The organism is Bradyrhizobium canariense (assembly GCF_019402665.1).
GTDB lineage: Bacteria > Pseudomonadota > Alphaproteobacteria > Rhizobiales > Xanthobacteraceae > Bradyrhizobium > Bradyrhizobium canariense.
In genome coordinates, this window is the sequence record NZ_VSST01000058.1 from 1 (window position 1) to 26,734 (window position 26,734).

General features: G+C 60.1%; 18 protein-coding genes. 7 read left to right on the forward strand and 11 right to left on the reverse strand.

All coding sequences use genetic code 11. The annotated features are described in order from the left end of the window. Positions 1-868: 868 nt before the first annotated feature. The 5 genes from FXB41_RS29000 to FXB41_RS29020 form a co-directional block, all read right to left on the reverse strand. The gene (locus FXB41_RS29000) at positions 869-1,051 is read right to left on the reverse strand and encodes a hypothetical protein (RefSeq protein WP_018458807.1); all 183 of its coding nucleotides are present in this window, start codon (positions 1,049-1,051) and stop codon (positions 869-871) included. Between the two features lie 412 nt (positions 1,052-1,463). Beyond that, on the reverse strand, positions 1,464-2,207 hold the full coding sequence (locus FXB41_RS29005; RefSeq protein ID WP_219684157.1) for a Crp/Fnr family transcriptional regulator: 744 nt from the start codon (positions 2,205-2,207) through the stop codon (positions 1,464-1,466). Positions 2,208-4,491: 2,284 nt separating this feature from the next. Continuing rightward, positions 4,492-4,695 (reverse strand): hypothetical protein, encoded by a 204-nt coding sequence (locus tag FXB41_RS29010; RefSeq protein ID WP_219684177.1) that lies wholly within the window; start codon positions 4,693-4,695, stop codon positions 4,492-4,494. Positions 4,696-5,729: 1,034 nt separating this feature from the next. After that, entirely contained in the window at positions 5,730-5,912 is a 183-nt protein-coding gene (locus FXB41_RS29015; protein ID WP_246649309.1) for a hypothetical protein, read from the reverse strand. 1,018 nt (positions 5,913-6,930) lie between these two features. Further along, positions 6,931-7,275 (reverse strand): H-NS histone family protein, encoded by a 345-nt coding sequence (locus FXB41_RS29020; RefSeq protein ID WP_219684159.1) that lies wholly within the window; start codon positions 7,273-7,275, stop codon positions 6,931-6,933. A gap of 3,429 nt (positions 7,276-10,704) precedes the next feature. Between FXB41_RS29020 and FXB41_RS41800 the strand changes: the two genes are divergently transcribed. Genes FXB41_RS41800 through dhaK form a run of 5 tightly spaced genes read left to right on the forward strand, consistent with a single transcriptional unit; the run spans position 10,705 to position 13,226 of the window. Beyond that, positions 10,705-11,370: a VCBS domain-containing protein gene (locus tag FXB41_RS41800; protein WP_219684160.1), complete on the forward strand. Its 666-nt coding sequence runs from the start codon at positions 10,705-10,707 to the stop codon at positions 11,368-11,370. Further along, on the forward strand, positions 11,268-11,651 hold the full coding sequence (locus tag FXB41_RS41070; RefSeq protein WP_311985922.1) for a VCBS domain-containing protein: 384 nt from the start codon (positions 11,268-11,270) through the stop codon (positions 11,649-11,651). Before FXB41_RS41800 ends, FXB41_RS41070 begins: the two co-directional genes overlap by 103 nt. After that, positions 11,629-11,769: a putative PEP-binding protein gene (locus tag FXB41_RS29035; RefSeq protein ID WP_311985921.1), complete on the forward strand. Its 141-nt coding sequence runs from the start codon at positions 11,629-11,631 to the stop codon at positions 11,767-11,769. The genes FXB41_RS41070 and FXB41_RS29035 overlap by 23 nt, the downstream gene beginning before the upstream one ends. Next, a complete protein-coding gene (locus FXB41_RS29040; protein WP_219684162.1) occupies positions 11,766-12,197 on the forward strand; it encodes a hypothetical protein in 432 nt (143 codons plus the stop codon). Before FXB41_RS29035 ends, FXB41_RS29040 begins: the two co-directional genes overlap by 4 nt. 39 nt (positions 12,198-12,236) lie before the next feature. After that, on the forward strand, positions 12,237-13,226 hold the full coding sequence (gene dhaK, locus FXB41_RS29045; protein WP_219684164.1) for a dihydroxyacetone kinase subunit DhaK: 990 nt from the start codon (positions 12,237-12,239) through the stop codon (positions 13,224-13,226). Between the two features lie 183 nt (positions 13,227-13,409). Here dhaK and FXB41_RS29050 read toward each other — a convergent pair whose 3' ends face one another. Genes FXB41_RS29050 through FXB41_RS29070 form a run of 5 tightly spaced genes read right to left on the reverse strand, consistent with a single transcriptional unit; the run spans position 13,410 to position 17,377 of the window. Then, positions 13,410-14,177: an ABC transporter permease gene (locus FXB41_RS29050; protein WP_219684165.1), complete on the reverse strand. Its 768-nt coding sequence runs from the start codon at positions 14,175-14,177 to the stop codon at positions 13,410-13,412. Then, positions 14,174-14,938, reverse strand: coding sequence for an ABC transporter permease (locus tag FXB41_RS29055; RefSeq protein ID WP_219684166.1), 765 nt, complete (start codon positions 14,936-14,938; stop codon positions 14,174-14,176). The genes FXB41_RS29050 and FXB41_RS29055 overlap by 4 nt, the downstream gene beginning before the upstream one ends. Beyond that, positions 14,935-15,741 (reverse strand): ABC transporter ATP-binding protein, encoded by an 807-nt coding sequence (locus FXB41_RS29060; RefSeq protein ID WP_219684167.1) that lies wholly within the window; start codon positions 15,739-15,741, stop codon positions 14,935-14,937. Before FXB41_RS29060 ends, FXB41_RS29055 begins: the two co-directional genes overlap by 4 nt. Next, the gene (locus FXB41_RS29065) at positions 15,738-16,442 is read right to left on the reverse strand and encodes a GntR family transcriptional regulator (RefSeq protein WP_219684168.1); all 705 of its coding nucleotides are present in this window, start codon (positions 16,440-16,442) and stop codon (positions 15,738-15,740) included. Before FXB41_RS29065 ends, FXB41_RS29060 begins: the two co-directional genes overlap by 4 nt. An 11-nt stretch (positions 16,443-16,453) precedes the next feature. Beyond that, the gene (locus tag FXB41_RS29070; RefSeq protein ID WP_219684176.1) at positions 16,454-17,377 is read right to left on the reverse strand and encodes an ABC transporter substrate-binding protein; all 924 of its coding nucleotides are present in this window, start codon (positions 17,375-17,377) and stop codon (positions 16,454-16,456) included. Between the two features lie 112 nt (positions 17,378-17,489). Here FXB41_RS29070 and FXB41_RS29075 point away from each other — a divergent pair, with 112 nt between their 5' ends. Continuing rightward, positions 17,490-18,479, forward strand: coding sequence for a fumarylacetoacetate hydrolase family protein (locus FXB41_RS29075; RefSeq protein WP_219684169.1), 990 nt, complete (start codon positions 17,490-17,492; stop codon positions 18,477-18,479). Positions 18,480-18,525: 46 nt separating this feature from the next. After that, positions 18,526-19,302 carry a cyclase family protein gene (locus tag FXB41_RS29080; RefSeq protein WP_219684171.1) on the forward strand — a complete coding sequence of 259 codons (777 nt, stop codon included), beginning with the start codon at positions 18,526-18,528 and terminating at the stop codon, positions 19,300-19,302. A gap of 730 nt (positions 19,303-20,032) precedes the next feature. Here FXB41_RS29080 and FXB41_RS29085 read toward each other — a convergent pair. After that, entirely contained in the window at positions 20,033-25,912 is a 5,880-nt protein-coding gene (locus tag FXB41_RS29085; protein ID WP_219684172.1) for an AAA family ATPase, read from the reverse strand. Positions 25,913-26,734: the final 822 nt, after the last annotated feature.

A 26,734-nucleotide genomic window follows, 5' to 3' on the forward strand; every position in this document is an offset into this window, starting at 1 on the left:
TGAATTGCTGGTCGGCATCGTGAGGTCCTCCCCAGGCGACGCGGGAGAGGTTTGTGCCCGTTAGGATCGCGGCGGCGCCGGCCGGCGTGTCGCGCCCTTGGGTTCCTGAGATGACCAGAGCGGCGTGTCCCGTTGCGCAATGCAGCTTACATGGGGACGTCAATTGCCGCGCATCTGTGTCGACGAGTCTGGATTTGTACGGGGTTCGCCAGCATAGGCGGGCCGGTGCTCACGAAGCTGGGGCATGAAAGCAACAGTCCACAACACGTTGCACTAGCGCCCCAGTGTTAATTTGCGCGATCGGGACGATTCAGGCCTGCTCTCTGCAACGAACCTAGTAGCTGTGGGGGATGACAATGACTGTCACGCGTGCGATTGGCGCTGCTGCCTTGCTTCTGATGACGCTGAGCTCTGAAGCCTATGCTGCGCGCCAGCACAGACCGAGAGAGCGGATTTCTTGCTCAGAGGTCAAATACTACGTTGGTAAGTATTCGGCGGCCCTGGCTGAGATGTATGCCCGTAACCACGGGGCCACCGGCGCCCAGATCGAGCGGGCGCGGCGTTGCTTGGCCTCGAATGAGGCTGCCGAAACAGGGCAACGCCGGTCCTATAGCGAATGAGCATGACGCAGCCTTCGTGATAAAGCGCGCTGGCCGGGGATATCCTGCAAGGTCAGGGCTGTACGCCTACCCGCGGTCGCAGCTGACGATCGAAGTTAGCTGATTGCCTTGCACGGGCAGATAGGCGTTCCGACCAGTGGCCAGGCGAGCGCGCGATTGCACACTCGCACGCGAGGCCGCTCCGCGGTCATGGCCTCCTCCGCTCATCGCATGCTGGTTCCCAATCATCGGTGTCGGGGCATATCCTCTTATCGCTCCAATTTGGTGCCAAAGGCTGTCGCAGCAATTGCACGCTCGACCTCGGAAGCCAACACGCTCAGATGATCGGCAAGCCTTGCGAACAACTCTCGCTTTTGCAGGTCGGTGGCCAGATCGCTGATCGATTTGCAGTCGGCTGCGTCTTTGAGGAGGTTCTCCAGCTGCTCCTGCATGTCTCTCATCGTCTGTGTGCCCCAAAGGACCCTCTGCTTCATTCAGTTGAAGTGATTGAGGCGTACTTGAGCTCCCGCCGATCCATTTCCGAACGGAGCGATTCAGCATAGGTGCGCAGATTGTTACCAACAACGCGGGAGCGTCCGCCATTTGCGCGATCAGCCAACACCTGTCGCCGCACGCTTTCCCAAAGAGACAATAAGGTCTGATCTTTCGTTTGAAAAGTTCATCCACAGGCCCCCAGTACATGGCGCGCCGATAGTACGCGTACCTCATGAGCGGGATTGTTCGGTTGCGGACATTGCCGTGGAGAAGCCAGGCGCCCGTTGCACATTGGCCACATTGTCCATGTCCGGGATAACGGGCTATCACGCCGAAAGGCGCGATGGTTTGCGGCATCTCCCGTTTCAGTTACTGCGTCGGCAGAACCAAAGCGCGAGATCGGGCTGCATTCATAGAGAAGATCCCCTCGATTTCGAGACGCATGGTATCGTGGCATTCGCACGCCACCGCTGCGAGCCGCGATGGGTCAATCTCGATTTCTCCTCGCCGTTCAGATCTGATCGCTCCGGAAGCGCGCAGGTTGCGCATCAGGAGCGTCACTGTCGTCCGTCGCACACCCAGTATTTGCGAAAGCGCCTCTTGGGTGAGTGCGAGGACGTCGTGGTCGGCGCGGTCGCGAAGATGGAGCAGCCAGCGTGCCATGCGGGCTTGGGCCGGATGCAGCGCATTGCAGGCGCCGCCGATTTGTAGCTGTATCAGCATCGCTTTGAAATGAATCTGGACTGCGTGGCGGATCGCGGCGCTTCGGCTAAAAGCGGCGTGGAATCGCGATGCGGGGATCCGCGAGGCAATGCCCGCGGCACGAACGACGGCGGTAACGGCCGAAGGGGACGGCCCCAGCACGGAAAGAGTGCCTACTGCTCCCTCGCGCCCTATTGCGGCGCTGGCGACCGTCTGTCCGTTGGCCATGTCGATCATCACAGAAATGGCGCCACTATGAGGAAAGAGGACGTGCTCGGTCTGGTCACCCGCCTGCGAGACGACCGCATCCCGATCGAGCGCTACCATCTCTAGCTCGGGCGCCAGCAGATCGAGGTCCGCCGCCGGTAGTGTTGCCAGAAGTCGGTTGCCAATTTCGCCGGGAAGCGTCACTGCGGCCTACCTCGAACGATCCGCCGCATCGCATTTCGAGCGTCATAGGGCGGCCAACTCGAACTTTGTTTGAATCCGCCTACGCCTCGCGCCCCGAAGTCCAATTCAGCTGCGGAAGCTCTCAATCTCAAAAGAAAAACTCCAACCACACGCGCCTCGGAGGCGAATTGTTGTCTCTGATTGAGGAGTTAGGTGCCAGCGCCCCGCTGCACAATTGCGAAATGCGCATGGGTAATACCATAGGGAGTTCCACTTTCCGGGACGCGGCAAATGCCGCGGCGATCTCGCAAGTGTGGGGCTCGGCTTGACCTAGAAGCTCAACAGCTAAGTGATGAAGCCCGGTCATTTCCGCCAGGACAAACGAGACAGTCTGCTTAGGAAGGCCCGGCAGAACGAAATCACGTCTCAGATAACCGAGTGGCTGACCTTGCCAAGATGGCAGCCACCGAAATAGGGCGCCTCCGTTGGCGGCATGAGTGGCGGCTCAAACGAGCATCCACATCGTAAACGCGGCGCAGAGGCAGATCGTGCCCACGACAGTCATTCCGGCAAAGAAGCGCTCGGTTCGATCCATGTCGATCATCTTCCAGATCGATCCACGCCCATAAACGTTTAAAGCTGCACGCTGGCTCCTGCTTGCGCGCGTCGTAATCTGCCAGAGCTTACGTCCCATTAGACGGTGTGAGCGCACTGCGAACTGGCATTCCAGCAAATTCGATCTGAGGGACTTCGAAACCAACTGAACCAGCTGTTGTTAACCGCGATCTGCAAGCCCGCACCGAGCAAGCTCTTGACCCTGAGTACGGCACCGCTCGTTGCGTGTGTCGGGCTCTTAGTGTCCACGTTGCAGTAACTGACAGCCCTCGGAGGCTCGCGCAATAGCGGTCGTGTTGATCAATTTGCATCGGTCGTCGAGCAGGTTCGTAGTCCAATGCGGAGAGACAAAGGAAGGACCAAACGTCGGAGTGATGAAAAGCTAACCATAATCGAAGAAGGATCGCTCAAAAGTTCACTGCTGCTGGTGCGAACCTTATTGCATGCCTGCGCAGAGCGCAGGCGGACGACGCTCTGGCGCTGACATTCGACATTGCACTCAGCTAGCGGCAAAAGTCAGACTAATGCGCTGTCATAAAACCAGTCAAACACCGGGCTTGTCATTTCAATCTGCGAGACTTTAACTCTGACACTCGGAAATAACAGGTTTGTGAAAAACAAGCCGAAGGGGGGTCCGCAGTGGAGAAGGTGCGACGCTTACGCGCGATGGGTTCGCTGTGTCGTCAACAAGCCGCGTACAATGGCATGAATAAATGGAAGCTCCTCGCGGAAGCAGAATACTGGGAGCACTTGGCTGAGCTTGAGATGTCGTCCCATTTCCAAGAATGCAACGCCGCTTGTGCAAATGAAAGAACAGAGCCTCAAGCACGCACAGAGGCGAATGACTACTCGCGCCGGGAGACGATTGCCCCCGAAGCAACGGCGACCACGAATGACGCGCAGTGTGCGCTTATGCCCCTATGAGCAAGATCCTCGTCGCGACAATCGAAATGTGGGTTGGTCCAGCGCGCCGGTGTCGGCGACCTTACTCTTCTGGCCTATATGTCGCGATTTTGCGCGCGCCTTCCCAAAGCTCGACGTCTTGGCGGTTAACGAGCTGCTTGGCTCGTTCGCTCGCCGTTGGTTCGTCGGCGCAATCAAGTTCAAGGCGAAGCTGTATGTGGCCGTCCGATCCGAGAATGTAGGCTCGATACTCCGGCATGAGTTTGCTCCAAAACATTAGTTCCGAAGCTGAAACCGGAGAAAGTTACAATAACGTCAAGAAGCTGTCCATTTAATTAGGACGATACTCCCATCCGTTCCCGAAGGATCACTGCTCTGGACATACTCAAGACCGCCCCCGCCGCTGAGGAGGTACACGCTCGGATTCACGCAACCCAGAATATTAGTTGCATTCGTTACACGTCGTGAGCGACTGATTTAATCCGTTTAACTTATTGAAATTCTGATAAGTGGCCGACATAATATGGCGCCGCGCCGGTCCGAACTCCATGACGTGGATGTCATGCCTACGACAGAAGATGACGATCGACGTGAATTTTTGAAGACCTGCGGTAGATTTGCGGGCGTAACGCCGCCCGCCATGACCTTGCTTCTATCGACCTCACTCACGTCAAACGCTATCGCTGCGTCTGGGCAAAAGGTGAACGGAGGTGGGGCACCATGAGCACCACCACGAACACCATCATCATGACCGGGACGACGATTGGTTGATAAGGGAAGAGGCCCGTCAGTCTCGATTACTCATCATGCGTCGCGCTACTGCAGTTTCTGGTTGTTGGCTACTTCTCGCGCCCCAACTAAGCTCAAGCTCAGTGAGTTTTTCGATCAAGTGCTCCACGATCTCCGCGCAGTCCGAATGCGTCAGCGAATGCACTCCGCGCGAGGTCAGTTGGTTCTTGAGGATAGTCGCCATCATGGCTTTGACGCTCATGGACCGGCCTCGTCTGAAAAATCGGATCGTCACAAAATCTATCTGAAGTAGGCGTCGAATATGGACGACATGCAACAGAAGTTTGGTTCAACCTCCGTGCAAGTACGGGCGGCGCTCGCGCTATGTTGCGTTGCAAAGCACGAGCCGTTGCAACACACCAAAGCGGCGCTTCGCTCTGAATTCGGGACTTACGAAACAATTCGTTAGCTTTTATTTGGCTAGCTAGGTGCGTGCCGATTACCGCCGATTGCGGCACATGGAATGGGAATACCGGCCCCGGCTGTTCCTCCCAACCTGCGGCTGGGGCCGTTTGAACTTGCACTGCACCGTTCAACCCGGTCCACGACAATGTTTAGAGGTATTGCCATCACGCTATTTGGGCTGACCATTCTTTCGCAGCTCGATCAGACGCTCTTCCATGGTCGAAATACTGACGCCGCGCTCAGGCTTGTGCGGGACATTAGTCGTGGTTTCGGCCTGTAGGTCAGCCGTGCAGCGCTCCTTCGGGCGGGGCATGCGCGAGCTTCCTCGACGGCTACTTCTTCAACAATACCCCTATCGTTCGCGCCATTCGCCTCACTGATCCTGCGTGACGGCCCAGCTCGGCTGCGATCTTCGATACGCCAGCGCCTGTCCGTGCCAGCTTCGACAATTGCTGGACCTCGCGGTCGGTCCATTGTTTTGGTTTCGGTGTTTTCATGCTGCGGTGCTCACCCACACCAGTTAACCAGCGCGCCTCGTTTCGAACACTTGGAAAATTTACGGGTGGGTCCGTGGGCTGCGATCGAGGTTCGCCGAAAAATAGTTGACCAGTTCCGCAGCCTAGGCGCCTTGCCTGAAACCCCGCTGTTCTTCGAAATCGACGGAAGGACCATATGGATGAACTGCTGGCGGCGTACAATGACATCACCGCTTCCGGATTGGGCCCTCCCAACCGCAATGCGATGCGGCGAAGGCGGAGCAGCGTTCGCTGGCGGAGCCATGCGCAAAGTTCCGTTGTGCACGCCGATCTAGCCGGCTTGACCTCTTCCGCATCAGCCACGCGTTCGCCGAGAGGGCGGCTTAAACTCCACGACCTCGTGCTGGTCGCACGGATTAGCTCGCTCATTTTTCTTGACGATTAGCTCAAGCTCGAGAGCCTCGAAGGCGAGTTCATCCGCCAAGCGCTTAAACAGCTCGCGCTTTTCTATGTCCGTCGCCTGCTGACTCATCAGCATAAACTCTCTGGCGTCAGCGCGGACCTTTTCCAAACGTCGTCGGAGGTCCTTCATGTGTGCCGGCTTAGCTTTTAAACTTATCCTTGGCCCGAACAAATCAGTTTGCTTGTTGGGATCCACCTGGAGTCAACTGCCGAAACTCGATACTGGTTCTATGCGGACCGCCAAATTCGCCGCTCATCGTGCTGCGATATTTGGCCACGCTCCATGACCCAGCCCCTGTTCAGGGATTGCGGGCTGAGGACGGCCGTCTTGGCTGATGAGCCATCCCTGTCCGGCTCTCGCCGGATGATTTGAAGGGGCATGAATGTTCGAAAGCGCACAGACGCGAGTGTTGCGCCCGACTAGGCTGGGAGCGATCCTGGACGCTCGCGAAGCGCTCAGGGCCTAGTGGCATCGGGAGATGCCAAATGTGCCGGCTGCGCTGAAGCCGCTCCGTCCGCGAACGCAGTGTTGCCGGTTGCGTGCCGGGTATGAGGCAGGAGCAACCTCGGCAGATTCTAGATCCAACGATGGTCGTTCCTCGTGCGTACTGCCCTTCTCATTGTGGGAATATGGCTACTGGTGAACGTTCTGTTCGTTGTAGTTGTCCTGCCCTCGCGCAGACCGGCACCTACTCGGCGAGCAGGAACTCCATCTCCGGTGACGATCAACAAAACGGCCGGTCGCTCGGACGATCACGACCCACCACTCCTGCAGCGCGGGATGACGCCGGTTGCAATCAGAGTTCTTTTCGTCATCCTCCTCCGTCCAGTCCTTCGAGCGTGGAATGCGGTTAGGCGGCACTTCAGAGGCCACCACGACTAGATGCGGGCCATCGCGGGCTTGAGAGTCTCGTCGATGTCTTCACTGCGCCGCGAGCCCCCCGAGCGATTCAGCGAGACCATCAGCCAGATTGCAAGTGCGCTCGCTATGGCCATGCCTCCAAGCATGGTCATGACCCGCGTTTGAACGATGATGTGAAAAGCTCAGAGCCCAAGGGTAGCAGCCGGCGCCAGCATTCCCATCCCAAAATGCCTCAATCGGCGCTCAATTGGTCTGCCGCTTTTGGGCTGAAGCCGATCAGGAAATCGTCCAAATCTCGGCCGCCTCGAAGCTGCGGCCGCAGCCATCTAGGCAGCCTGCCGCGACCCGACCATGTCTCCGCTGGGTTCTTCGGATTGCGATATTTGGGACGAACGGGCGGGTATGGACGGCGCTTGCGATTAAACCGCGTAGCCTCGTTGGCTAGTCCAATCCTGTGGAGCCGTTCCTCCAAATGTGCTTTTTGCACCAACATTTTCTGAATGAGTTTGGCGGCGACCTCTTGGTGAAGTATCCAGAGCTCGTCAACGGAGAGCGAATTGAAATGCGCGGTGTTCATGGCTCCATCCCTAATCTTGGGCAGAAGGCCCAGGCAGACAAGTCGGGAATCCGGGAGCAGACAAGCCCTCAGTTAAATATTGCATCCACATTTAATACGAGAGGTAGCAGGCAGAAAGGCGCGACAGTGGTAATATCGTGGCGGAGTATTTAAATCGCTGCACGGGGTAGCCACGTCTCGTGACCTCCACAACCTCACCCTCGCCCAGTTGCGCTTTCGTGCTCGGGGACGAGCGCAAAGATGGCGATCGGCCGAGCGGCGGCGGCGCGGATCGCGGGGAGCGAGGCCCAGCACAACTCAGGTGGCTCGATGAATCGCGCTGCCTCGTGACCGGCATATTAATCAGGTAGCCAAGAGTACAATTAATTAATTCATCGCGCCGCCCGATTTAAGCCGCATGGGAGCCGTTGTCGCCGCTAAGGTTCGAGCGGGGGTGGAGCGCACCCGGGAGTTTTCGATGTCCGGTCATTTGCGATTATACTTCGCCAGTTTGGTGCTTGTCGGAGGTTTATCGGCGGCGCCTGCGTCTGCCAACCCTCTTGCCGAGTTCTTCAATACTGCCACGCCCCAACCCACGGTAACCTCTCCGCCGCAAGCCGAATGCGTGCCGCGTCCCGGTACCTCGACCACTGGTGGACAGCATTGGGTCTACCGAATGGACGGTCGCCGCAAATGCTGGTTCCTGGCCGAGGGCATCGCGACGGTGAAGAAGCCCATTCGGGCTCGCATGGCCAAAGACCGCAGCGCCAGTTTGGACGAGAACGGAACGAGGTGGAGCGCGGTCGTTGATGCGCGCGCGGAGTTGCTGCGCTCCGCACCGCCCGAGCAATCTCAGCCGCCTGTACCCGAAATGAAGGTAGCTGATGCCGCTTCCAATCTCGGCACGGGGTCGGCGGCCCCCATTGTCGATCTTCCCAACCAGCTCACCTCCGAACACTCCGTGCCGGGCCAAGTCGACGTTGGGCAGATTCTCGCCGACGCACCTCAAGATATGCCGCTGGGCGCGCGCACTGCAGAGGCGCACGGCGAAGCGCGCAGCTGGACGGCCTGCTTCGGTGTGCTGCTGATGACGCTTGGTGGCCTCTCGCTCTTAAGCTCGAGCCGCACGCTTCGGCATGCGTGGAGATTACGTTCGCTTAGATGCGAGGTACAGTCGCCGCGCAATCAATGGATTCCACGAGCTGGTATAGCCGAACTGCCACACGTACAAAGATTCCGTGCGCCACACCTAGTTTGGCACCGCCTTAGACGGACATTCGAGTACGATGACGGTCGCCTTTGGGATCGGACTGCATTATGCGGTACAAGGTGTTCGTGGTGGACGGCAGCCGGCAAGTGATCTGCGCCGCAAAGCTCGACTGCATTGATGAGCAGACGGCGAGACGCCGAGCCGAGCAAATGCATGACGAGCACGACGTTGAGCTTTGGCAAGGCGATCGACTCGTTGCTGTGTTCCGAAGTGCAACGTCGAATGAAGGTCGGAGCTAACGCGCGGCCCTGAATAGATGGCCGGTCTCGCCGCCGAGTTAGTTCGAGCATTGTGGGGCACCCCGGCCTGGCTGGTTGCCGACATGTCGCAGCGACGTCGTCACCGACGCTCGCTACTGCGGTCCCGGCGGTCTCTAAACGGCTCTTGCTCTGCCGCTCGCTTTGGTACGCCGTCTTCTTGTTCTTGCTTCTACATGTCGGAGCTTACTTCGAAGCTTCTCCACCTCTCTAAGCTCCTCCAGAAGCGCCTGGTGCCGTTCGTTCAGAACAGCACTAGAAAGAATCTGACGCGTACTCGACATCACATGCCTCAGAAAATGATTTGAAGTAAGAAGTCGACGAAAGCGAAAGAAAGAACACTCGACCGAAGCTCAATGAGCTGAAGCCGCAGCCGCCAGATGCTCCCAGTACTCTGCCTCTGCAAGCAGTTTCCAGCTTCTCTCAGGTTGGAGTGCGGCGGTCTGTCGGCACAGCAGCGCCATTGCACGCAGGCGGCGGGCAGCTTCCATTTCAACCTCCCATGTTTTCCCCAAACATATTTTTCATTTTTGCGATGGAGTCATCATGATTATATGACATAATCAAATTTCTCATTTAATGGCGGTCAATTTGGTTCCATTTGTAAGCCGACCGGGAACTGCTTTCGGTTTAAGCTTCACATGGATTTCGAATGCTTGCTCGCCGGCCCCCGCTGCGCGGTAAAGCGAACGAGAAACTGCGCGGGACGGCAGCACGAGATGCGAAGCTTCATGCGCGAGCGTCGCAATGTCAGAAATCCCAACTGAGGGCTCTTCTCTCCGCCCGCCAGGCCACGTGCCCCGGCTACCGAGCCAATAACCCTGCAGTTGGGTTGCGTCAGCGGTTTGGCTACGCGCTTCGCTCTTGGAGCGCACCACCCTTGAGTCCCGCGATGGTCCCACACTCTGGAACGTGCGCCGGGCGACAAGGATGGCTACTGCCCCCCATGACGATGACCAGCATCACATTGAAAGCCAAGTTCGCCACGTCACGGCGGGCGGACCTGGATCGCGTCGGGTGCGTAAGTTAATAATCACGCGCGACGCATTGCGAGGCTATTGCTTTCATGCCTCGTCTTCGCGGGTAGGGCTGAGTTTGGCTCCAGTTGGCTCCCTGCGACTGTCGATCTACGCGAAGCAATGACCATCTCGCGGACGGAGTGCATCTGGGTAAAAGCCGTAGAATTCCGGAGGCGTCTCGCAAGGAGTGGCGCAAGAGCCTCCTTCTTCTTGATTTTGATGCATTAATCATTAAATGCGGCGTATAAATAAATAAACAGACGGGCGCTCTAATTGAAAATAGGTTTGATTTAAACGGGAAGTGGATGATCGTGACGCTTCTTGGCCACGGTGGTCGCTTCTGAAGTGGGGAATATTGCAAAATCAATAATTGCCAAACGTGGCGGCCAAGCACCGGCCACGATGGGCAAGGGGGGATACCGCTAGATCTTTCGCGTAACTTGGCAGCAGTTGATGGAGCTGCGGTGGGCGGACCTATCGCCGTTCGAGCGAGCGCTACCAATTTGCGCGAATTGATTTTGCGGCGACGCTCTCTGCTCTGCATTGGCAGGCGAGGTTGCGAATGACGTGCACGCATTTTGTAGCAATGTTCACTCGGGCTCGGGAAATTTCGAATTCGTCTCCGTCAATCTTCGATTTTTCGATCCAGCCAAGTTTGCGGTTTGCAATCATGGCGGCTGTCAGGCGCGCGACCGTGCACACGACATTCGCTCGCAAGCTCGGAGCGACTCTAGCCCTAAACAGGCTTGAGCGGCACGAAGCGCTGAGCAGGAAGATAGGCATGCTGAGCAGCTCGGCATCGTTCTTCAGCATAGGCAAGGCAACGGCCGATCATCCCCGCGCCATTGTGCAATTTGTGCGGGTCCGTGAATGCGGACGGCGCATCACCCAGAGGATTTAAGCTATGGCGACGCAGGCAACGGGCGGCGGCAGCACGGTTTCGTTCGGCAATACTCCGCAAGCCAACACGGACATTTTCTCGTTTGCGGAAGACGCCAGCAACATTCTCATCTTGAACGTGCTGGCAAATGATCTTGGGGGCGCGGCCAAGACGCTGTTCTCCCTGGACGATGGAACGAGCTCCTCCGCGTCCACCAAAAACTACGCACCAGCGGACTTACTGGTCAAAGATGTAGCGTACAGCAGCGATGCCGCCGGAATGGCCGCAACCGGTGACCGCAGCGCCCTCGGTGCACGCATCTGGATCGAAGCGGACGGCACCGTGCATTACGACAAGGGCGACATCAACGTTCAGCTTCAGGCGCTGGCGACCGGGCAAACGCTGACTGACACGTTCACCTACGCGATCCAGCTGGGCAATGGCACGCTCAGTTGGGCGACCGTGACACTCCAGTTCAATGGGCAAACGACTCGGTCTTCATCACATCGAGTCCGCAGAGCGGCTCGGTGGTCGAAGACGCGAATGCCACACCCGGTGTCTCGGATTCGCAGAGCGCGGCCGGCACTATCAGTTTCAACGACGCCGATCTCAGCGACACGCATTCGGCCTCGTTCGCAGCAGCTTCTTCTAACACCACTTCACTCGGCACTTTCTCGCTCGACCCTGTGAACGAGGCGGCCAATGCTGCCAGCGGCGCGGTGCAGTGGCACTACAATTTGAATAACGCGGCTGCGCAGTACCTCGCTGCAGGCAAAACCGTCGCCGAGAGTTTCGTGGTGACGATCAATGATGGTCACGGCTCGACAGCCACCCAGACGGTGACGGTCACGATCACCGGCACCAACGACATCGTGTCGATCACCTCGGGTGTCCAGAGCGGCGCTGGCGCTGATCTCTCGGACTGTCGAGGCCGGACGAAAGCGTGGCGTGGAGGTCTCACTCTGTGGTGACGCCGCGGCCGATACGCGCCTGACCGCGGCGCTGATCGCCACCGGGTTGACAATTCTCTCGGTGTCGCCGATTGCCGTCGCGCGGCTCAAAGCCGCAATCGCAAAGGTGCGTTCATGACGGATGAAGCAGGCGAGGATACCCGCGCGCCCGGTGACAGCAATGTGGTGGATTACAAGGCCATCCTGCGACGGGTGCTCGACAACAGGCCCTCGGGGACGCGGCTGAAGCTGGCGGCGGCGTTGGGCAAGAATCGCTCCTTCGTGACCCAGATCACCAATCCGGCCTATCTGGTTCCTATTCCGGCGAAGCATGTCGCGATCATCTTCGAAGTCTGCCATCTGTCCGGCACTGAGCGCGCGGCGTTCCTCAAAGCCTATGGACGCGCGCATCCCGGCCGGCTGCGCGCACCCCACCGCGAGGCGCGCACCCGCATTGTCTCGATGACCGTACCCGACCTCGGCGACGACAAGAAGAACCGTGCGCTCGAACAGCTGATTATGGATTTCGCCGCGCAACTCGCGCGCTATGCCGAAAGTGTGGGTTGAGCCATTGATTTGAACTTTAGACGAGATCGGAGGACGTTCATGAAAAAGCTGATCAACAGCACCGATACGATACTCGAAGAAAGTCTGGACGGTTTCGCGGCGGCTCATGCGGGTATCCTGCTTCTTGGTGCCGAGCGCAAATTCGTCCGGCGCCGCACGTTGAAGCCAGGCAAGGTCGCGCTGATTTCGGGTGGCGGCTCGGGACATGAGCCGCTGCATGCGGGCTTTGTCGGCCTCGGCATGCTCGATGCCGCTTGCCCCGGTCAAGTCTTCACCTCGCCGACGCCAGACCAGATGATCGAGGCCGCGGAAGCCGTCGACACGGGCGCAGGCGTGCTTTTCATCGTCAAGAACTACGAAGGTGACGTGATGAATTTCACCATGGCAGCCGAGATGGCCGGGCGGGAAGTTGCGAGCGTGGTGACTAACGACGACGTGGCGGTGGAGAAATCGACCTATACGACCGGACGTCGCGGCGTCGCGGGGACATTGATCGTGGAAAAAATGGTCGGCGCTGCGGCCGAGACCGGAATGCCGCTTGCCGCTCTCACGGCGCTCGGCGAAGAGGTCAACCGGCGCACGCGCTCGATGGGGGTGGCGCTGTTGCCATGCACCGTGCCGGCTGTAGGGCGGCCGAACTTCGCATTGGCCGACAATGAAATGGAAATGGGCGTCGGCATTCATGGTGAGCCCGGCCGGCGCAGGGTGACGCTGGCGTCCGCCGATGCGATTGCCGCCGAGCTGCTCGATGCGATCCTGAACGATCTTGCGCCCGGCAAGGGGAGTGAAGTGCTGCTTCTCGTCAACGGGTTTGGCGCGACGCCTCTGATCGAGCTCTATCTGATGGTCAATGCCGCAAAGCGGATTCTGGACAGCGCGGGGGTGGCAGTGGCGCGCTACCTGACCGGTTCCTACGTCACATCCCTCGACATGGCTGGTGTCTCGATCACCGTATCTGTGCTCGATAGCAAGTCGACGAAATTATGGGATGCCCCTGTGCAGACGGCAGCTCTGCGGTGGGGTGTCTGATTTCAGCTCGCGGCTCGGTTTCGATCACAAACAATGACTAATCGACTCCGCTCCCGCGAAACTAAGCCTCGTCGTTCCCACCCAAGAGAAAATCCATCGAAAGTTCAATGCAGCCCTCGCGGCTCAATTGTTGGAATGGCCCGCATCGCGCGGGCCATTTTTGTCTGGCGATGGATCGCCACGCTATCGGGCTGTACTCTGCCAAGCGAGCATTCGCTGCTCGACGAGCGACACTGCAATGGATGTCAAATATCCGGTCACACCGAGCAGAATGACGCCGGCGAACAGGTCGGCGGATCGGAACGCACGTGCCGAGAGCAAGACCCACTGGCCAAGGCCGTCGAGTCCGGCTAGGATCTCGCAGACCACCGAGAGGATCAGCGCGACCGTCAGGCTGAGCCGCATGCCCGCGAGGATGTCGGGCAATGCCGAGGGCAGGGCGATCTTGCCGATGACGGCGCCGCGCGACATCTGCAGCGAGCGGGCGACCTCATAGAGCCGGGGCTCGACCGCGGCAAAGCCGTGTATGGTTGCGAGCATGATCGGCCAGATCGCGCCGAAGGCGATGACGAACAGCGCCATGCCTTGCGTCAGCCCGAGCATCGCGATCGCGACCGGAATGATCGCGGAGACCGGCAGGGGCCGCAAAAATTCCAGGGACGGCGCCACATAGGCGCGCATCATCCTTGACGATCCGATCAGCGCGCCGAGCGCGATGCCGGCGATCGAGGCGGCGAGCCAGCCATAGGCCATGTGTTCGAGCGTGCCGATGAGTTTGCTTGCGAGATCGCCGCTCGAAAAGCCGCGCACCAGGGCAGCCCAGGCTCGGTCCGGACCCGGCAGGAACACCGGTGAGACCAGCCGCAGATCGGCGACGAGCTGCCAGGCTGCGATGAAGCCGGCCGCGACGAGGATGCTTGCGATACGCCAGAGGATCGCAGCGCGGCTCATGGATTGTCTCCGGTGAGCGCGGCACGGCCGAACAGCCGGCGCTGGGCCGCAATCAAAAGGAGGTTCAGCGCGTAGCCGATCACGCCGATCCAAAGCAGATAGGCGAGCATCAGGTCGGCGCGTAGCGCCTGCTGCGCCAGCATGATGCCGGCGCCCAGGCCGATCGGATTGATGGCGATCTCGACGGTGACAGCGACGATCAGCGCGATACCGGCCGACAGACGAAAGGCGACGAAGATCCGCGGCAGCGCGGCCGGGATCACGATCTTCGCGATCCGTTGCGCCGCACCCAGCCGCAAAGCCCGTGACACTTCCATCAATCGCGGCTCGATGCCGCGCACGGCGCTGCGCGTCATGATCAGCATCGGCCAGATGCAGGCGAACGCCACGATCACGATCTCCATCCGGTAGCCGAAGCCGAGCGCGATCAGCGTGATCGGCAGCAGCGCGATCGAGGGAATTGGGCGGATCGCCTCGACCGTTACCTCCATCAACCGGTCGAGCGGCCGCGAGATGCCGAAGGCAATGCCGAGTGAAAGCCCGATGGCACTGCCGATCGCCAGTCCGGAGAAGGCGGCGAACAGTGTGTCGCGGGTCGCGGTCGGAATCGACAGATCAGTAAGCGCCGCGGTCAGCGCCGCGAAGATCGCGCTGGGCGGGGCGAGGCTGTCGCTCTGCAGGTGGGTGAAGCGCGCCCAGAGCTCGAACGCAAGCATCAGCGTCAGCGGCAACAGCAAGGGTCTGGCGCGGTCGAGGCTCAATGTTCGGTCGCCTTGATGAAGTCGAACAATTGCCGGCGCAGCCGCAGGAATTCCGGATGCTCGCGAGTGGCCAACTGGTCGCGAGGGCGCGGCAGGTCGACGTCGAGCTCGATGCCGATCCGGCCCGGATGCGGCAGGAGGCCGATGACGCGGTCGCCGAGGTAGATCGCCTCCTCGAGATCGTGGGTCACGAAGATCACGGTCGTTTGGCTCATTTGCGTCAGCGACAGGACCTCGTCCTGCAGACCCTGGCGCGTCATCGCATCCAGCGCGCCGAACGGTTCGTCCATCAGCAGCGTCGTCGGCTCCTGCGCAAGGCAGCGCGCGATCTGCAGGCGCTGCTGCATGCCGCCCGACATTTCGGTCGGATATTTGTCAGCGTGATCGGACAAGCCGATCTTGCGCAGCAGCGCCGCGATGCGCGAGCTGCGCTCGCGTGCCGGAACACCGGAGGCTTCGAGCGCCAACGAGATGTTGCCGGCCGCGGTCCGCCACGGCAGCAGCGCCTTGCCGTAATCCTGGAATACGATCGCGACCTCGCGGCGCGGCCCGGTGATCGGTTCGCCGTCGAAGGTCACGGCGCCGCTCGTAGGGCTGTAGAGGCCCGCGGCGAGCCGCAGCGCTGTGGTCTTGCCGCAGCCGGAGGCGCCGACAATGCAGAGGAATTCGCCCGGCCGCACCTCCAGATCAAGATTCTCGATGATGGTCTTGCCGCCGAGCTGCAGTGTCGCGGTGTTGAACGCGATCAGCGCCTTTTGCCGTCGCGTCGCGCGCGCCTCGTCGAGCCTGGCAACGACACTCATGATTGCTCCCCGCTTGTCGCCGGATAGACGAAATTGATGGTCGAGTGCAGATGCGCGGCCAGCATCGCTTGCGCGGCGGCAAGATCGCGGGCGAGCACGCGGTCGGCGAGCATCTGATGACTCCGTATGAATTCCTCGCCGCTGTCGATGGCACGCATCATCATGCGGCGGTAGCGATAGGCCTGATCGTAGAGGTCGGAATGGGCGGTCAGTATGCGCCGCGAGCCGCAGGCCGCGAGCAGCGCGGTGTGAAAGCCCTTGTGCAGCCGATCGAAATCGGCCGCACCCTCGCGGAATTCATTGCCGGTGCGCTCGATATGCCGGCGCATCTGATGCAGCGCGCTGACGATGCCGGCCTCCCAGGCGACGTCGCCGTGGAGGATGGCGAGCCTGACGGCCTCGATTTCGACCGCCGTCCGCATGCAGGTGATGTCGGCGAGATCGTCATGGCTGACCTCGGCGACACGAAAACCGCGCTGGCCGATGCCGACGATCAGGCCGCGTGACATCAGCCGGGACAGGCCTTCGCGCAGGGGGGTGGCGCCGATCTCGTAGCGCTGCACGAGATCGACGATGCCGAGCCGCGATCCCGGTGCGAGATCCCCGGAAAGGATGTCCTGCTCGATGAGGTTTGCGGCGCGCTCGCTCAAGGTGCCGGCCTCACCCGGAGGACGTTCGAGAGTGCGCTCGGGGGCAGGCATCGCCGATGTCCTCAGTTTAGCACCAGTTTGGCGGTGTCGAGCTTCGACTGCAGCATCTTCTGCGACGACATCACACCGATCCACCAGGCGAGGTTTTCCGGCTTGAGATTCGGCTCGGACTGGTTCGGCGGTGTCGCCTTGACGAACTCGAGTGGCTGCTTCGTGAACTTGGCGATCGAGGCGGAGGCCTTCTCGCGATCGCTATTGACGATTGCGGCGGCCTCCGCGATGGCTTCGCGGAACTTCTTCACCGTCGCCATATTCTTCTCGGCCCAGTCGCGCCCCGCGGCATAGAAAATGATCGGGTCGGTGCGGCCGAGCTCCGCGCCGTACCGCGCGCCGACCGAACCGATCCCCGCATCGGTCATGCGCGTGACGAACGGCTCGGCAGTGAGCACCGCATCGACGCCGCCTGACTTGATGATGTCGGCCATGGTCGGGAAGGTGACTTCGACGAAATTGACGCTTCTGGGCGGGACGCCTTTCTCCACCAGCCATTTCACGAACAGCACGTGGAGAAAGGCGTTGAGGCCGGGCGCGCCAACCTTCTTGCCGATGAAATCCTTCGGCTCCTTGATGGTGATGCCGTTGCGGACGAAGGCGGCGATCGCGGTGTTCGAGGTCGGGTTCATGACCGAGGCGCCGGCGATCGCGACGAGGTCGAGGCCGCCGTCGACGGCCTGGAGGAAGACGGTGGAGGTGGGGCCGCCGACCTGAATCGAGTTCGACAGGATTGCCGCCGGGATGTTGGAGTTGATCGCAATCGGCGTCATCTCGACATCCAGCCCGTGCTTTTTGAAAATGCCTTCGTCGACAGCCACCATGGCCGAGGCGCAGTCGGAGGTCGCAGTGCAGCCGATCTGGATCTTGCCCTGCGCAAGCGCGGGTGCCGTCCAGGCAACAGACACTCCAACTGCGAGCGCGAGACCCAACATCGCCTTCGTCCACGTTCGCTCCACCGCGCTCTCCCCAATTTGTATTTTTAAGGCTTGTTTATCGATATTTTATCGGATCATATATTTCAAACGATAGCAAGGGGTCCCCAAGGTGAAGCTCGCAACATTCAGATCTGCCGGTCAGGAGAAGATCGGAACCGTCCACGATAATGACAGCCAGCTGTTCGACCTCGCCGCCGCCGCCGCGCGGGACGGCCAGACCGATCCGGCCTTCGGCTCGATGTTGGCGCTGATCGACGCCGGGCCCCACGCGCTCGATCGGGCCAGGGCCCTGCTCGACAAGCACGGCTCGGACGCGACGCTGTCGGCGGCAGTCAGTGCGGTCGACATCCTCGCGCCGGTGCCGGAGCCGCGGCAGATGCGCGACGGCATGTCCTTTCCCCTGCACATCCTGCAAGCGCCGCGCGGGCAGCGGAAGCTTGCCGCGCGCGCCAAGGGTGACATGGCCGAACTCGCGCACATCGACGCCGAGCCGCTCGGCGAGCTGCCCGAGGTCTATCGCAAGCAGCCGATCTTCTACATCACCAACCGCTTCAGCGTCCGGGGCACCAACACCACGGTGAAATGGCCGCGCTACAGCAAGGTCATGGACTACGAGCTCGAATTCGGGATCATCACCAGGAACAAGGGCGCGAACATCTCCGCCGCGAAGGCGAAGGACCACATCTTCGGCTACACCATCTTCAACGATTTCTCCGCGCGTGACGCGCAGCGCATCGAGATGGAGGGACGGCTCGGCCCGGCCAAGGGCAAGAGCTTCGACGGCGGCAACGTGATGGGTCCCTGGATCGTGACACCGGACGAGATCGGTGATCCCTATCATTTGAAGATGGAAACGCGCGTCAACGGCGAGACCCGCTCGAAAGGCGTGAGCGAGGGCATGCTGTTTTCCTTCGAGGAGATCATCGCCCATGTCACGCAGGACGAGACGCTGATGCCCGGCGAATTCATCGGCTCCGGCACGGTCGGCAATGGCTGCGGCCTCGAGCTCGGCTGGTTTCTCGAGCATGGCGATACGATCGAGCTCGAGGTCGAGAAGATCGGTATTTTGAACAACCGCGTCGAGCGACAAGTAATCTGAAGGGACGCCTGACGGTCCCAACGAGAACAATCAACGAGGAAGCGCCATGACGAGCAAGCTGATCGACATCTCCGTCCCCCTCCAGAACGACGTGCCGGCCGACCCACCCGGCAATCATCCGACGATCCAGTATATCGACCACCAGCAGGGCCTGCCGCGCATGCTGCAGTTCTTCGACGGGTTGAAGGCCGAGGATCTGCCCGACGGGCAGGGTTGGGCGGTGGAACAGGTCAGTCTCTCGACCCACAACGGCACGCATCTCGACGCACCCTGGCATTTTCATCCGACCATGAATCGCGGCGAGCGTTCCTGGACCATCGACGAGGTGCCGCTGGAATGGTGCTTCCAGCCCGGCGTGAAGCTCGACTTCCGGCATCTGCCCGACGGCTATGTCGCAACCGCCAAAGATGTCGAGGCCGAGCTCAAGCGCATCGGCCATGAGCTGAAGCCGTTGGAGATCGTCGTGGTCAACACCAGCGCCGGTGTCAAATATGGCCGGCAGGACTACGTCACGTCGGGCTGCGGGATGGGCTATGAAGCAACCATGTACCTGCTCGAGCGCGGTGTGCGGCTAACCGGTATCGACGGCTGGAGCTGGGACGCGCCGTTCCTTCATACCGCGAAGAAATACGCCGAGACGAGGGACGCCAGCCTGATCTGGGAAGGCCACAAGGCCGGCCGCCATATCGGCTACTGCCATCTCGAGAAGCTGCACAATCTCGAATTGCTGCCGTCGACCGGCTTCAAGGTGTCATGCTTCCCCGTGAAAATTGAGCGAGCCTCTGCAGGATGGACGCGAGCGGTCGCAATTTTGGAAAGCTAGCCTCTCAGGCCCCGTGCGCGCCAATCGCGGTTCAAATGGCCATCATCAGCAATAGTCGGTCTCCAGTTGCGCTTGCAACATTGAACTTACCCGTTCGACATGCTTCTGAGTTTGGCGGCCGATCGCAGGAAATATCGCAGATTTGAGTCATGTTGGGGAAAAGCGATAGCGGTTTCCCGACTCGAGCCCCCGACGAGTCAAAATCCGTGTTCCGCCGCGCTCTGGTTAAACTGAGACCCGTCATTCCGACAAAGAGAAAACCCACTGTAGGTCCAATGTAGGTCTGGCGGTGAAGTTGTCGGAATGTGCATTGATCTTCCAAGCAAATCATATGCCTCTTAATCAGCGGGTCCCAGGTTCGAGCCCTGGTGCGCCAAGACGGATGGGGTCGACGAGAACAAGCGGATCTCGTGCGACGTTTTTTGCGATCGTGCCCCGGATAGCAGTGCGACTTATGCTTTTCCTTTGTTTCTGCATCTTCGCGCAACGGTGTGCAGATTCAACGGTACAGGTCGATTGCGCGCTCGTCGTAGAATAGGATACGAGGGCGGGCAAAACGGACAAGCCGCTTTGCCCAGTCGCCTCGTGATCCCTCGACCGTTCTGCGACAGCTTGGTGATTTAATCCCCGCCGCGGCAGCCGGGATCGGCAGGGCTGTGATCGACTTGATCTTCTCGATCGCAAAGCGCGAGGTGCGTGCTCGAAGTTGGAACCGGCAATCCGGCCATAATTAAGAAGCGTCGGCAGGGTGGGCCGGTACGGTGAAGTGAAAAATTGCGCCGTGGGGCTGGTTGCGCGTCACCCACAAGCGTCCGGCATGCGCTTCGATAATCGAACGACAGATCGACAGTCCCACCCCCAAACCGCTGGGCTTCGTCGTGTAGAAGGGCGCGAAGGCGTGCTCGAAGGTTTCAGAGCTCATCCCCGGTCCCGAGTCCTTCACCTCGACGAGAACACCGTTCGGTGCAGCCTGCGCGGTGGTGATCAGCACTTTGTTGGCTCCATTCGCGACCGTGCCGATTGCCTGGACAGCGTTGACAATCAGGTTGAGAACCACTTGTTGCAATTGGACGCGGTCGCCCTCGACAAGCGGCAAGCTGTCTGCAAATTCCGTCTGCACCGAGATGCCGTTCTTCATCGCTTCGCCGCGGGTAAGCTCAATAACGTCCCTGATCGCCTCATTGATGTCCAAGCGATCCTTCCGGGGCGGTGCTTTTTTGACGAGATCGCGAATTCGTTGGATGATGTCGCTGGCCCGAGCGGTATCGTTCATAAGCCAGTCCAGTGATTCCCTGACCCTCTCAAGATCCGGCGGATTTCTCTCCAGGAATCGCGCGGCCGCACCAGCATTCATGGATGCCGCGGCAATCGGCTGGCTCACTTCATGCGCGATCGAGGCCGTGAGTTCGCCCATGGTGGCGAGGCGGTTAGCGTGCGCAAGCTCCTTCTGTATCTCGCGCAGCGCCTCTGCGGCCCGCTTCTGTTCGGTGATGTGCCGTCCAACGCCGCGATAACCGATGAAGCGCCCGGACTTGTCGAGCACCGGCAGCCCGGAGACGGACACGTAGCGCTTGCCGCCATCGGGCGTAGGGCGCGCGAGCTCGAAATCGCGGAACGGAAGGTGGGCATCGAGCGTCTCCCGATGCTTGCGCCAAGCCTCCTCGTCGGGCTCCAAGTAGGGCACTTCCCAGCGCGTCTTACCAAGTTCAGAGCCCGACGCGGGTGCGTCGACCATGCCTTCGGCGAATTCCTGGCGAATGAAACGATGCCGCGCATCGGATTCCCAGTACACGTCGAAAGAGAACTGTACGAGAGTCCGGAAACGCTCCTCGCTCTCCTGCAGAGCCACTTCCGATCGTTTGCGCTCCGTCAGGTCAACGACAAAGGAGACGCCCTGGTCTCGTTGTTCGTCGAACGCAGCCATGCCGATCAACACCGACACGCGGCTTCCGTCCTTGCGGAAATACTCTTTCTCGAACGGCTGCACGCTACCCATCTTTTTTAGTTCCGGGATCCACCATCGCTCGTGGCGGTCGAGCCATTCAGGCGGCGTCAGGTCAGTCCAGCGCAGGCGGCCCGAGACGAGATCCTCACGGTCGTATCCCACGATGCTGAGAAACGCATCGTTGGCCTCCAGAATCGAACCTTCAAGCTCCCAGATGATGATTCCGATGATGTTGGCATCGACAAGGCGTCGGATTTTCGCTTCCCGTTCTTCGAGATCGCGGTACAAAGCCGCATTTTCCAGCGCGATTGCTGCCTGTGAGGCGAGCAGCTTCAGCACCGCAATTCGCGCCGGTGCAACAACGTAGGGCGTCAGTGTATTCTCGAGGTAAAGCACGCCGATAACTTTCGCACGGTTGATCAGGGGCATGCAGAGAATGGAACGAGCGTTGCGCTGATTAACGTAGGGGTCCGTGGCAAAGGGAGGCTGGACCGTGGCATCCCCGAGAACCGCGCACTCTCTGGTTCGCAGTACGTAATGGAGAACGGATTCGGGAAGGAGATCCGCGGTCACCGCTGTATTGCGCAGTTCAACAGTAACTTTATCGCCGGTTGTCGTGGCTTCCGCTTCAATGCGCGGCTCGGTGTCGTGCGACAGGATCAGCAGACCGCGTTCAGCCCCTGCTTGTTCGATGGCAGTGCGCATGAGCGTCTCGATAAGCGTCTCCAGCACCATCTCACCTGACACCGCTTCCGACACCTTGATGACAGTGGCGAGGTCGAGATGCTCGATCGGCGCTCCAATCGTGCTCATCGGGCCTGGCTCTGATCTCGCCTCCCTGAGGTGCGGGTGCATATCCTCAAGTTGCCGCACTTTGCCGTCTGCCCCCCAACGAACATAGCAGTCGCGCGCTCTCCGCAAATAGATGCCAGCAAATTCTTCGAAACCACGCGCGCCGTAAAACCGCGCGGCCAATTCATAAGCGATCGCCTCGTGGTGGACGAAGCCGTTGTCGCGAGCGGAGCGGATGGCTTGTTCATAGAGACGCTCCGCGTCCAGTTCTCTGCCTTGGAGACGGGCGATCTCGGCGCCCGTTAGAATAGCGCGGTCCGCGAAATTCTCCGGGCAATTCTGTGCCCACAAATCGAGCTGCGTGTGGTGCCCAGTCAAGGCCTCAAGGTGCCATTGACGTTGTTCGGGGTGTGCCGAATTCCAGCATGCAGCGTGCGATAGCGCTGCATAGAACTCGTATTCCACCGTCTCGAGTAGCTGCGGTGGTGACCACGGCAGTCTCCGCGCCTTCGATGCGGCGTCGACGGCCGGCGAATAGTCGCCGGCAAAGAAGCACGCTTGCAGCTTGCGGATCCAATACCAGCTCTCGGGCAGCGCGAATGCCGGATCGGCGGCCAAACGACGTTCGAACCGAAGCTCGTCGGACGGGTCGTCGTGCAGAGCGCCGAAACGCCGCGTCAGACCGCGCAGCATACGGATTAGCCCAAGCTGCGGCATTATGATGTCGGCCACCAACGCAAACTTCGCCTTCTTGCTCAACTGCAACCCGTGCTCGGCTTCGCGCTGCGCTTCTGCAAGCGCATCGCCCGCCGCAAGGAAATTCGTATTCAAGCTGGCGCAACTGAAGACCGCGAACGTGACATCGCCACTGCTGCTCGCGGCCTCAAATGCGCGCTGAAAGGCGTCTCGGGCATGCTGGAGGTGCTTGGTCCATGAAAGGACAAGGTTGCCATAGTTCAGGTAGGTCCTGGCGTGTACACGCGAAAATCCGCGCCGCTTGACCAGCTCAGTGCCGATACGGCTGAATCGAAGGCCCGCCTGATAGTCGCCGAAGCGCGCGCCGGCAATGGCGCCGAACATGACGTAAGGAACGCATGAAGCATCGTTGTTCCCCCACTCGAGGCTGATCTCCACCGCTTTTAGGGCCACCAGCGAGCGAAGGTTCGCATCAGTGAAAAACGCCGGCGGCATGAGCGCCGTCAAAAGATCTATGGTCGCTAGTGCGAGTGCATCACTCATCAACGGCAGATCCAATAGCTCCTCGACCGACCGATTCCCGAGCCGAGATCGGACGTGCTCGTATTCGCGTCGGACGTCATCATCGCTTGGGTGGACTACCCATCGAATCCCGAGTTGTTCCAGATAGCTGAGACCGGCGCTAACCGCGCGGTCCGGCTCACTGAGCGCCGTATACAGATCCACCCGGCGGCGCGCGACGACAGCAAGGTCGGCGGCGGTCGCGGTTCGCGTCGTCAGCTCCTGCAAGCGCTGTTCTGCCTCCAGGACCGAGCCAGTCACGAACTCGCATTCGGCGCGATGCAACTCGAACGCAAAGGCAAGCTGCTGGCGTTGCTCCCAGCAGTCGTCTGGTAACAACGCGGCACCGGCAGCGGCATAGTTGAGCGATGCCGCGTAGGCCGCCGCTCCCCACGCGCGCAGGCTGGCTGTCAGATTAAGCTCTGCGAGTTGCTCGCGTTCGTCTCGCGAGGTGATCAAGGGCTCGCCACGGTTGAGCTGGTTGACGATTTCGAAAATAGCCTTCTCCCACTTCTCCCGGGGGGTCTGCGCCAGCAGCTCCCGACCGATTCGCAAATGCAGCGCCGCACGTTGATCATCCGCAATCAGCGAGTAGGCGGCTTCGTGCACTCGATCGTGGACAAACCGATACACTCCTGGCCGGTGCTCGACCAATTCCTGGCGAATGGCCTCCCACAGATCCGCGTGTACCCGCTGCTCGGAGCGACCGAGGACGATCGAAATTGTCCTCGTGTCGGCGATGTTGCCGAGACAGGCCAGCCGCTGCAGCGTGATCTGCGTCTCGGCAGGCAGGCGGGTCAGCTTTGCGATCATCAGATCCACGACATTGTCGGTGTGGCCCTTGACGTGAATGCGAGCGAGATCCCAGCACCAGCACCGTGCGTCATGATCGAAGCGGACCGATCCCTCTTCGGCAAGCGCCTGAAGGAATTGAATCACAAAGAATGGGTTGCCAGCCGTCTTATCGTGAATCAACTTCGCGAGTGGCGCGGCACGCTTCGAATCGCAGCGAAGAGCATCGGAAATCAAACGCGAAATGTGTGAGCTGGCAAGCGGCGCTAGGATGATCTGCTGCACGTTAGCGCCAGCACTCTTTATGGCCTCAAGCCTGTACCACAATGGATGAGCGACGGTGACCTCGTTGTCGCGAAAGGCGCCGATCAGCATCAGGTATTGCAGATCGGAGCGGGTTAAAAGGTCCTCAACCAGATCGAGCGTGGCGGCATCGACCCACTGGAGATCGTCGAGGAACAACGCCAATGGATGCTCGGACTGTGCGAATACCCCTATGAAGCGCCGGAGCACGAGACGGAAGCGGTTCTGTGCTTGCTGCGGGGGGAGCTCAGGGACGGGTGGCTGCTCTCCGATGATCAGCCGCAATTCAGGGATCAGGTCGGTAACAAGTCGTCCATTGGCGCCCAGCGCACCACGAAGCGCTTGGCGCCAGTGCGTCAGCTCGGCTTCGTTGTTGCTCAGAAGGAACCGCACGAGACTCTGAAAAGCCTCCACTACCGTTGAATAGGGAATATCGCGTTTGTACTGATCGAACTTGCCTGATGCGAACAGCCCGTGGGACGGAACAAGGCGACGATGGAGCTCATTGACTACCGAGGATTTACCAACGCCGGAATAGCCGGTAACCAGCATCAATTCCGGCGCGCCGCTCTTGATCATCCGGTCAAAGGCGGCCAGCATGGCTTCAATCTCGCGGTCCCGCCCGTAGAGCTTCTCAGGGATCCGCAGTCGGTCGGCCGTGTCGTATTGTGCGAGCGCAAACTCTTCGACACGGCCTCCGGTTTCCCATTCAATCAGGCAGCGGCGTAGATCATGTTCGAGGCCTGAAGCGCTCTGGTAGCGTTGCTCGGCGGATTTGGCGAGCAGCTTGAGGACTATGGTCGAGATTGCAGCCGGTACAGTGCTTACCCGCTCGCCGGGCGCCACTGGCTTTCGCGCAATGTGGCAATGCACCCACTCCATGGAATGTGCCGCTGAGAACGGCAACGAGCCGGTCAGCATCTGATAGAGCGTAACGCCAAGTGAATAGAGGTCACTGCGGAAATCGATCGAGCGGTTCATCCATCCGGTCTGTTCGGGCGCCATGTAGGGCAGCGTGCCCACGATGAATTCCGGCGGCCCAGGGGCGCGTCGCTCGCGGGCGAGGCGCGAGGCGATACCGAACCCGGTGAACCGGACCCGTCCGTCCTCGCAGTTCACTATAATATGCGCCGGCTTCACGTCCTTGTGGACGAGGCCGCGTTGGTGCACCTTGTTCAGGGCTGCGGCGATGCCGATCGCGAGCTGCAGAAAGCGTCCGATGTCCATGGGCGCACCAAGCAACTGTTCGAGCGGCTGGCCACCAGGATCCTCGAGCAGAAGCACTGGACGGTCACCATCGCACTCCAGCCCGAGCGGCCGCATTGCCCAAGTCTCATCTAATTGGTCTTTCAGCGCAAACTCGTGATCAAGACGATCGAGGAGGCCGGACGAAGCGTGTTTCGCCTTGGGAAGTACGGCCAATACAGTTCTGCAGGCGCCATCGGAAGCCGGACGCAATGGCCGGCAAAAGATGCGGTCATCGTCCTCCCATAGCACTTGGAATCTGCTGTCCATGCGCATCAACCCAAAACACTGGGTTCAACCCCGAAGTCTCCACGTGACCAATGTCCGGTGAGGAGGTACTGTGTTGCGCTCTGTGGCCACATCGACACTGCCATAAAAGCGAGGTTCTGCCCAGCGTAAGCTGCGGCGCCAGGCAGATGACGGCGGGAAAGCCGAAGCGGCGCTAGCCGGATGGCCGCACAGGCTCCTCGAGACACCAACCGTGATCGCGCGCGAGCCGGCGGGTGAATTCAGCGGCGCATCGAACCGGAAATATGCTGCCCGATGCGTCGCCACAACTTCTGCTGGCCGTCCGGATCGGCTCGAATGCGAACGGCTTCTGCGGCTCAGGTGTGGTCTGGGCACCGGATTGCTGTGCGGTGCGGCCCACGAGCTGATTGGCTCATAAAGCGGACGCGCACCGCCTTTGATTCCGGTCGCCGGCCTTCATCCTACTCTGTGGTAACAATCTGTGGTTAATGTCACCATCATTCAGAATTCAGAGCTATCGGCTGTAGGCGCGCCAGCCGCTGACAGCGCCCTTTAGCATCCCGCGGGGTCGATTGGCTTCAGCGCTGGCGTTTCGGTTCTCATGTTGTGCGCGGATCGGCCGACCCGTCGACCGTGCAGGCCACAGCCTCAAATAGCAGTTTGAGATGGTTGCAGGTCCTGATTTGCACTTGTGCGGCTGTCTCGTTGGTTCGAACGTATGTGAGATAGTACGACGTCCGAGGACACTTCCTGAAAGTAGCTCAAACTTGCCCATGATGGACTGGAGCGAGAGAGGATGATCGTACCGGTGGTCATCCGCGCAGAGGGGTGAATTGCTGGTCGGCATCG

Bases quoted from the DNA above. Each gene is read 5' to 3' on its own strand.
- FXB41_RS29000 (WP_018458807.1), bottom strand. From the start codon at position 1,051: ATGCAGGAGCAGCTGGAGAACCTCCTCAAAGACGCAGCCGACTGCAAA.
- FXB41_RS29010 (WP_219684177.1), bottom strand. From the start codon at position 4,695: ATGAGCGTCAAAGCCATGATGGCGACTATCCTCAAGAACCAACTGACC.
- FXB41_RS29015 (WP_246649309.1), bottom strand. From the start codon at position 5,912: ATGCTGATGAGTCAGCAGGCGACGGACATAGAAAAGCGCGAGCTGTTT.
- FXB41_RS29020 (WP_219684159.1), bottom strand. From the start codon at position 7,275: ATGAACACCGCGCATTTCAATTCGCTCTCCGTTGACGAGCTCTGGATA.
- FXB41_RS41800 (WP_219684160.1), top strand. From the start codon at position 10,705: ATGGCGACGCAGGCAACGGGCGGCGGCAGCACGGTTTCGTTCGGCAAT.
- FXB41_RS29040 (WP_219684162.1), top strand. From the start codon at position 11,766: ATGACGGATGAAGCAGGCGAGGATACCCGCGCGCCCGGTGACAGCAAT.
- dhaK (WP_219684164.1), top strand. From the start codon at position 12,237: ATGAAAAAGCTGATCAACAGCACCGATACGATACTCGAAGAAAGTCTG.
- FXB41_RS29050 (WP_219684165.1), bottom strand. From the start codon at position 14,177: ATGAGCCGCGCTGCGATCCTCTGGCGTATCGCAAGCATCCTCGTCGCG.
- FXB41_RS29060 (WP_219684167.1), bottom strand. From the start codon at position 15,741: ATGAGTGTCGTTGCCAGGCTCGACGAGGCGCGCGCGACGCGACGGCAA.
- FXB41_RS29065 (WP_219684168.1), bottom strand. From the start codon at position 16,442: ATGCCTGCCCCCGAGCGCACTCTCGAACGTCCTCCGGGTGAGGCCGGC.
- FXB41_RS29070 (WP_219684176.1), bottom strand. From the start codon at position 17,377: ATGTTGGGTCTCGCGCTCGCAGTTGGAGTGTCTGTTGCCTGGACGGCA.
- FXB41_RS29080 (WP_219684171.1), top strand. From the start codon at position 18,526: ATGACGAGCAAGCTGATCGACATCTCCGTCCCCCTCCAGAACGACGTG.
- FXB41_RS29085 (WP_219684172.1), bottom strand. From the start codon at position 25,912: ATGCGCATGGACAGCAGATTCCAAGTGCTATGGGAGGACGATGACCGC.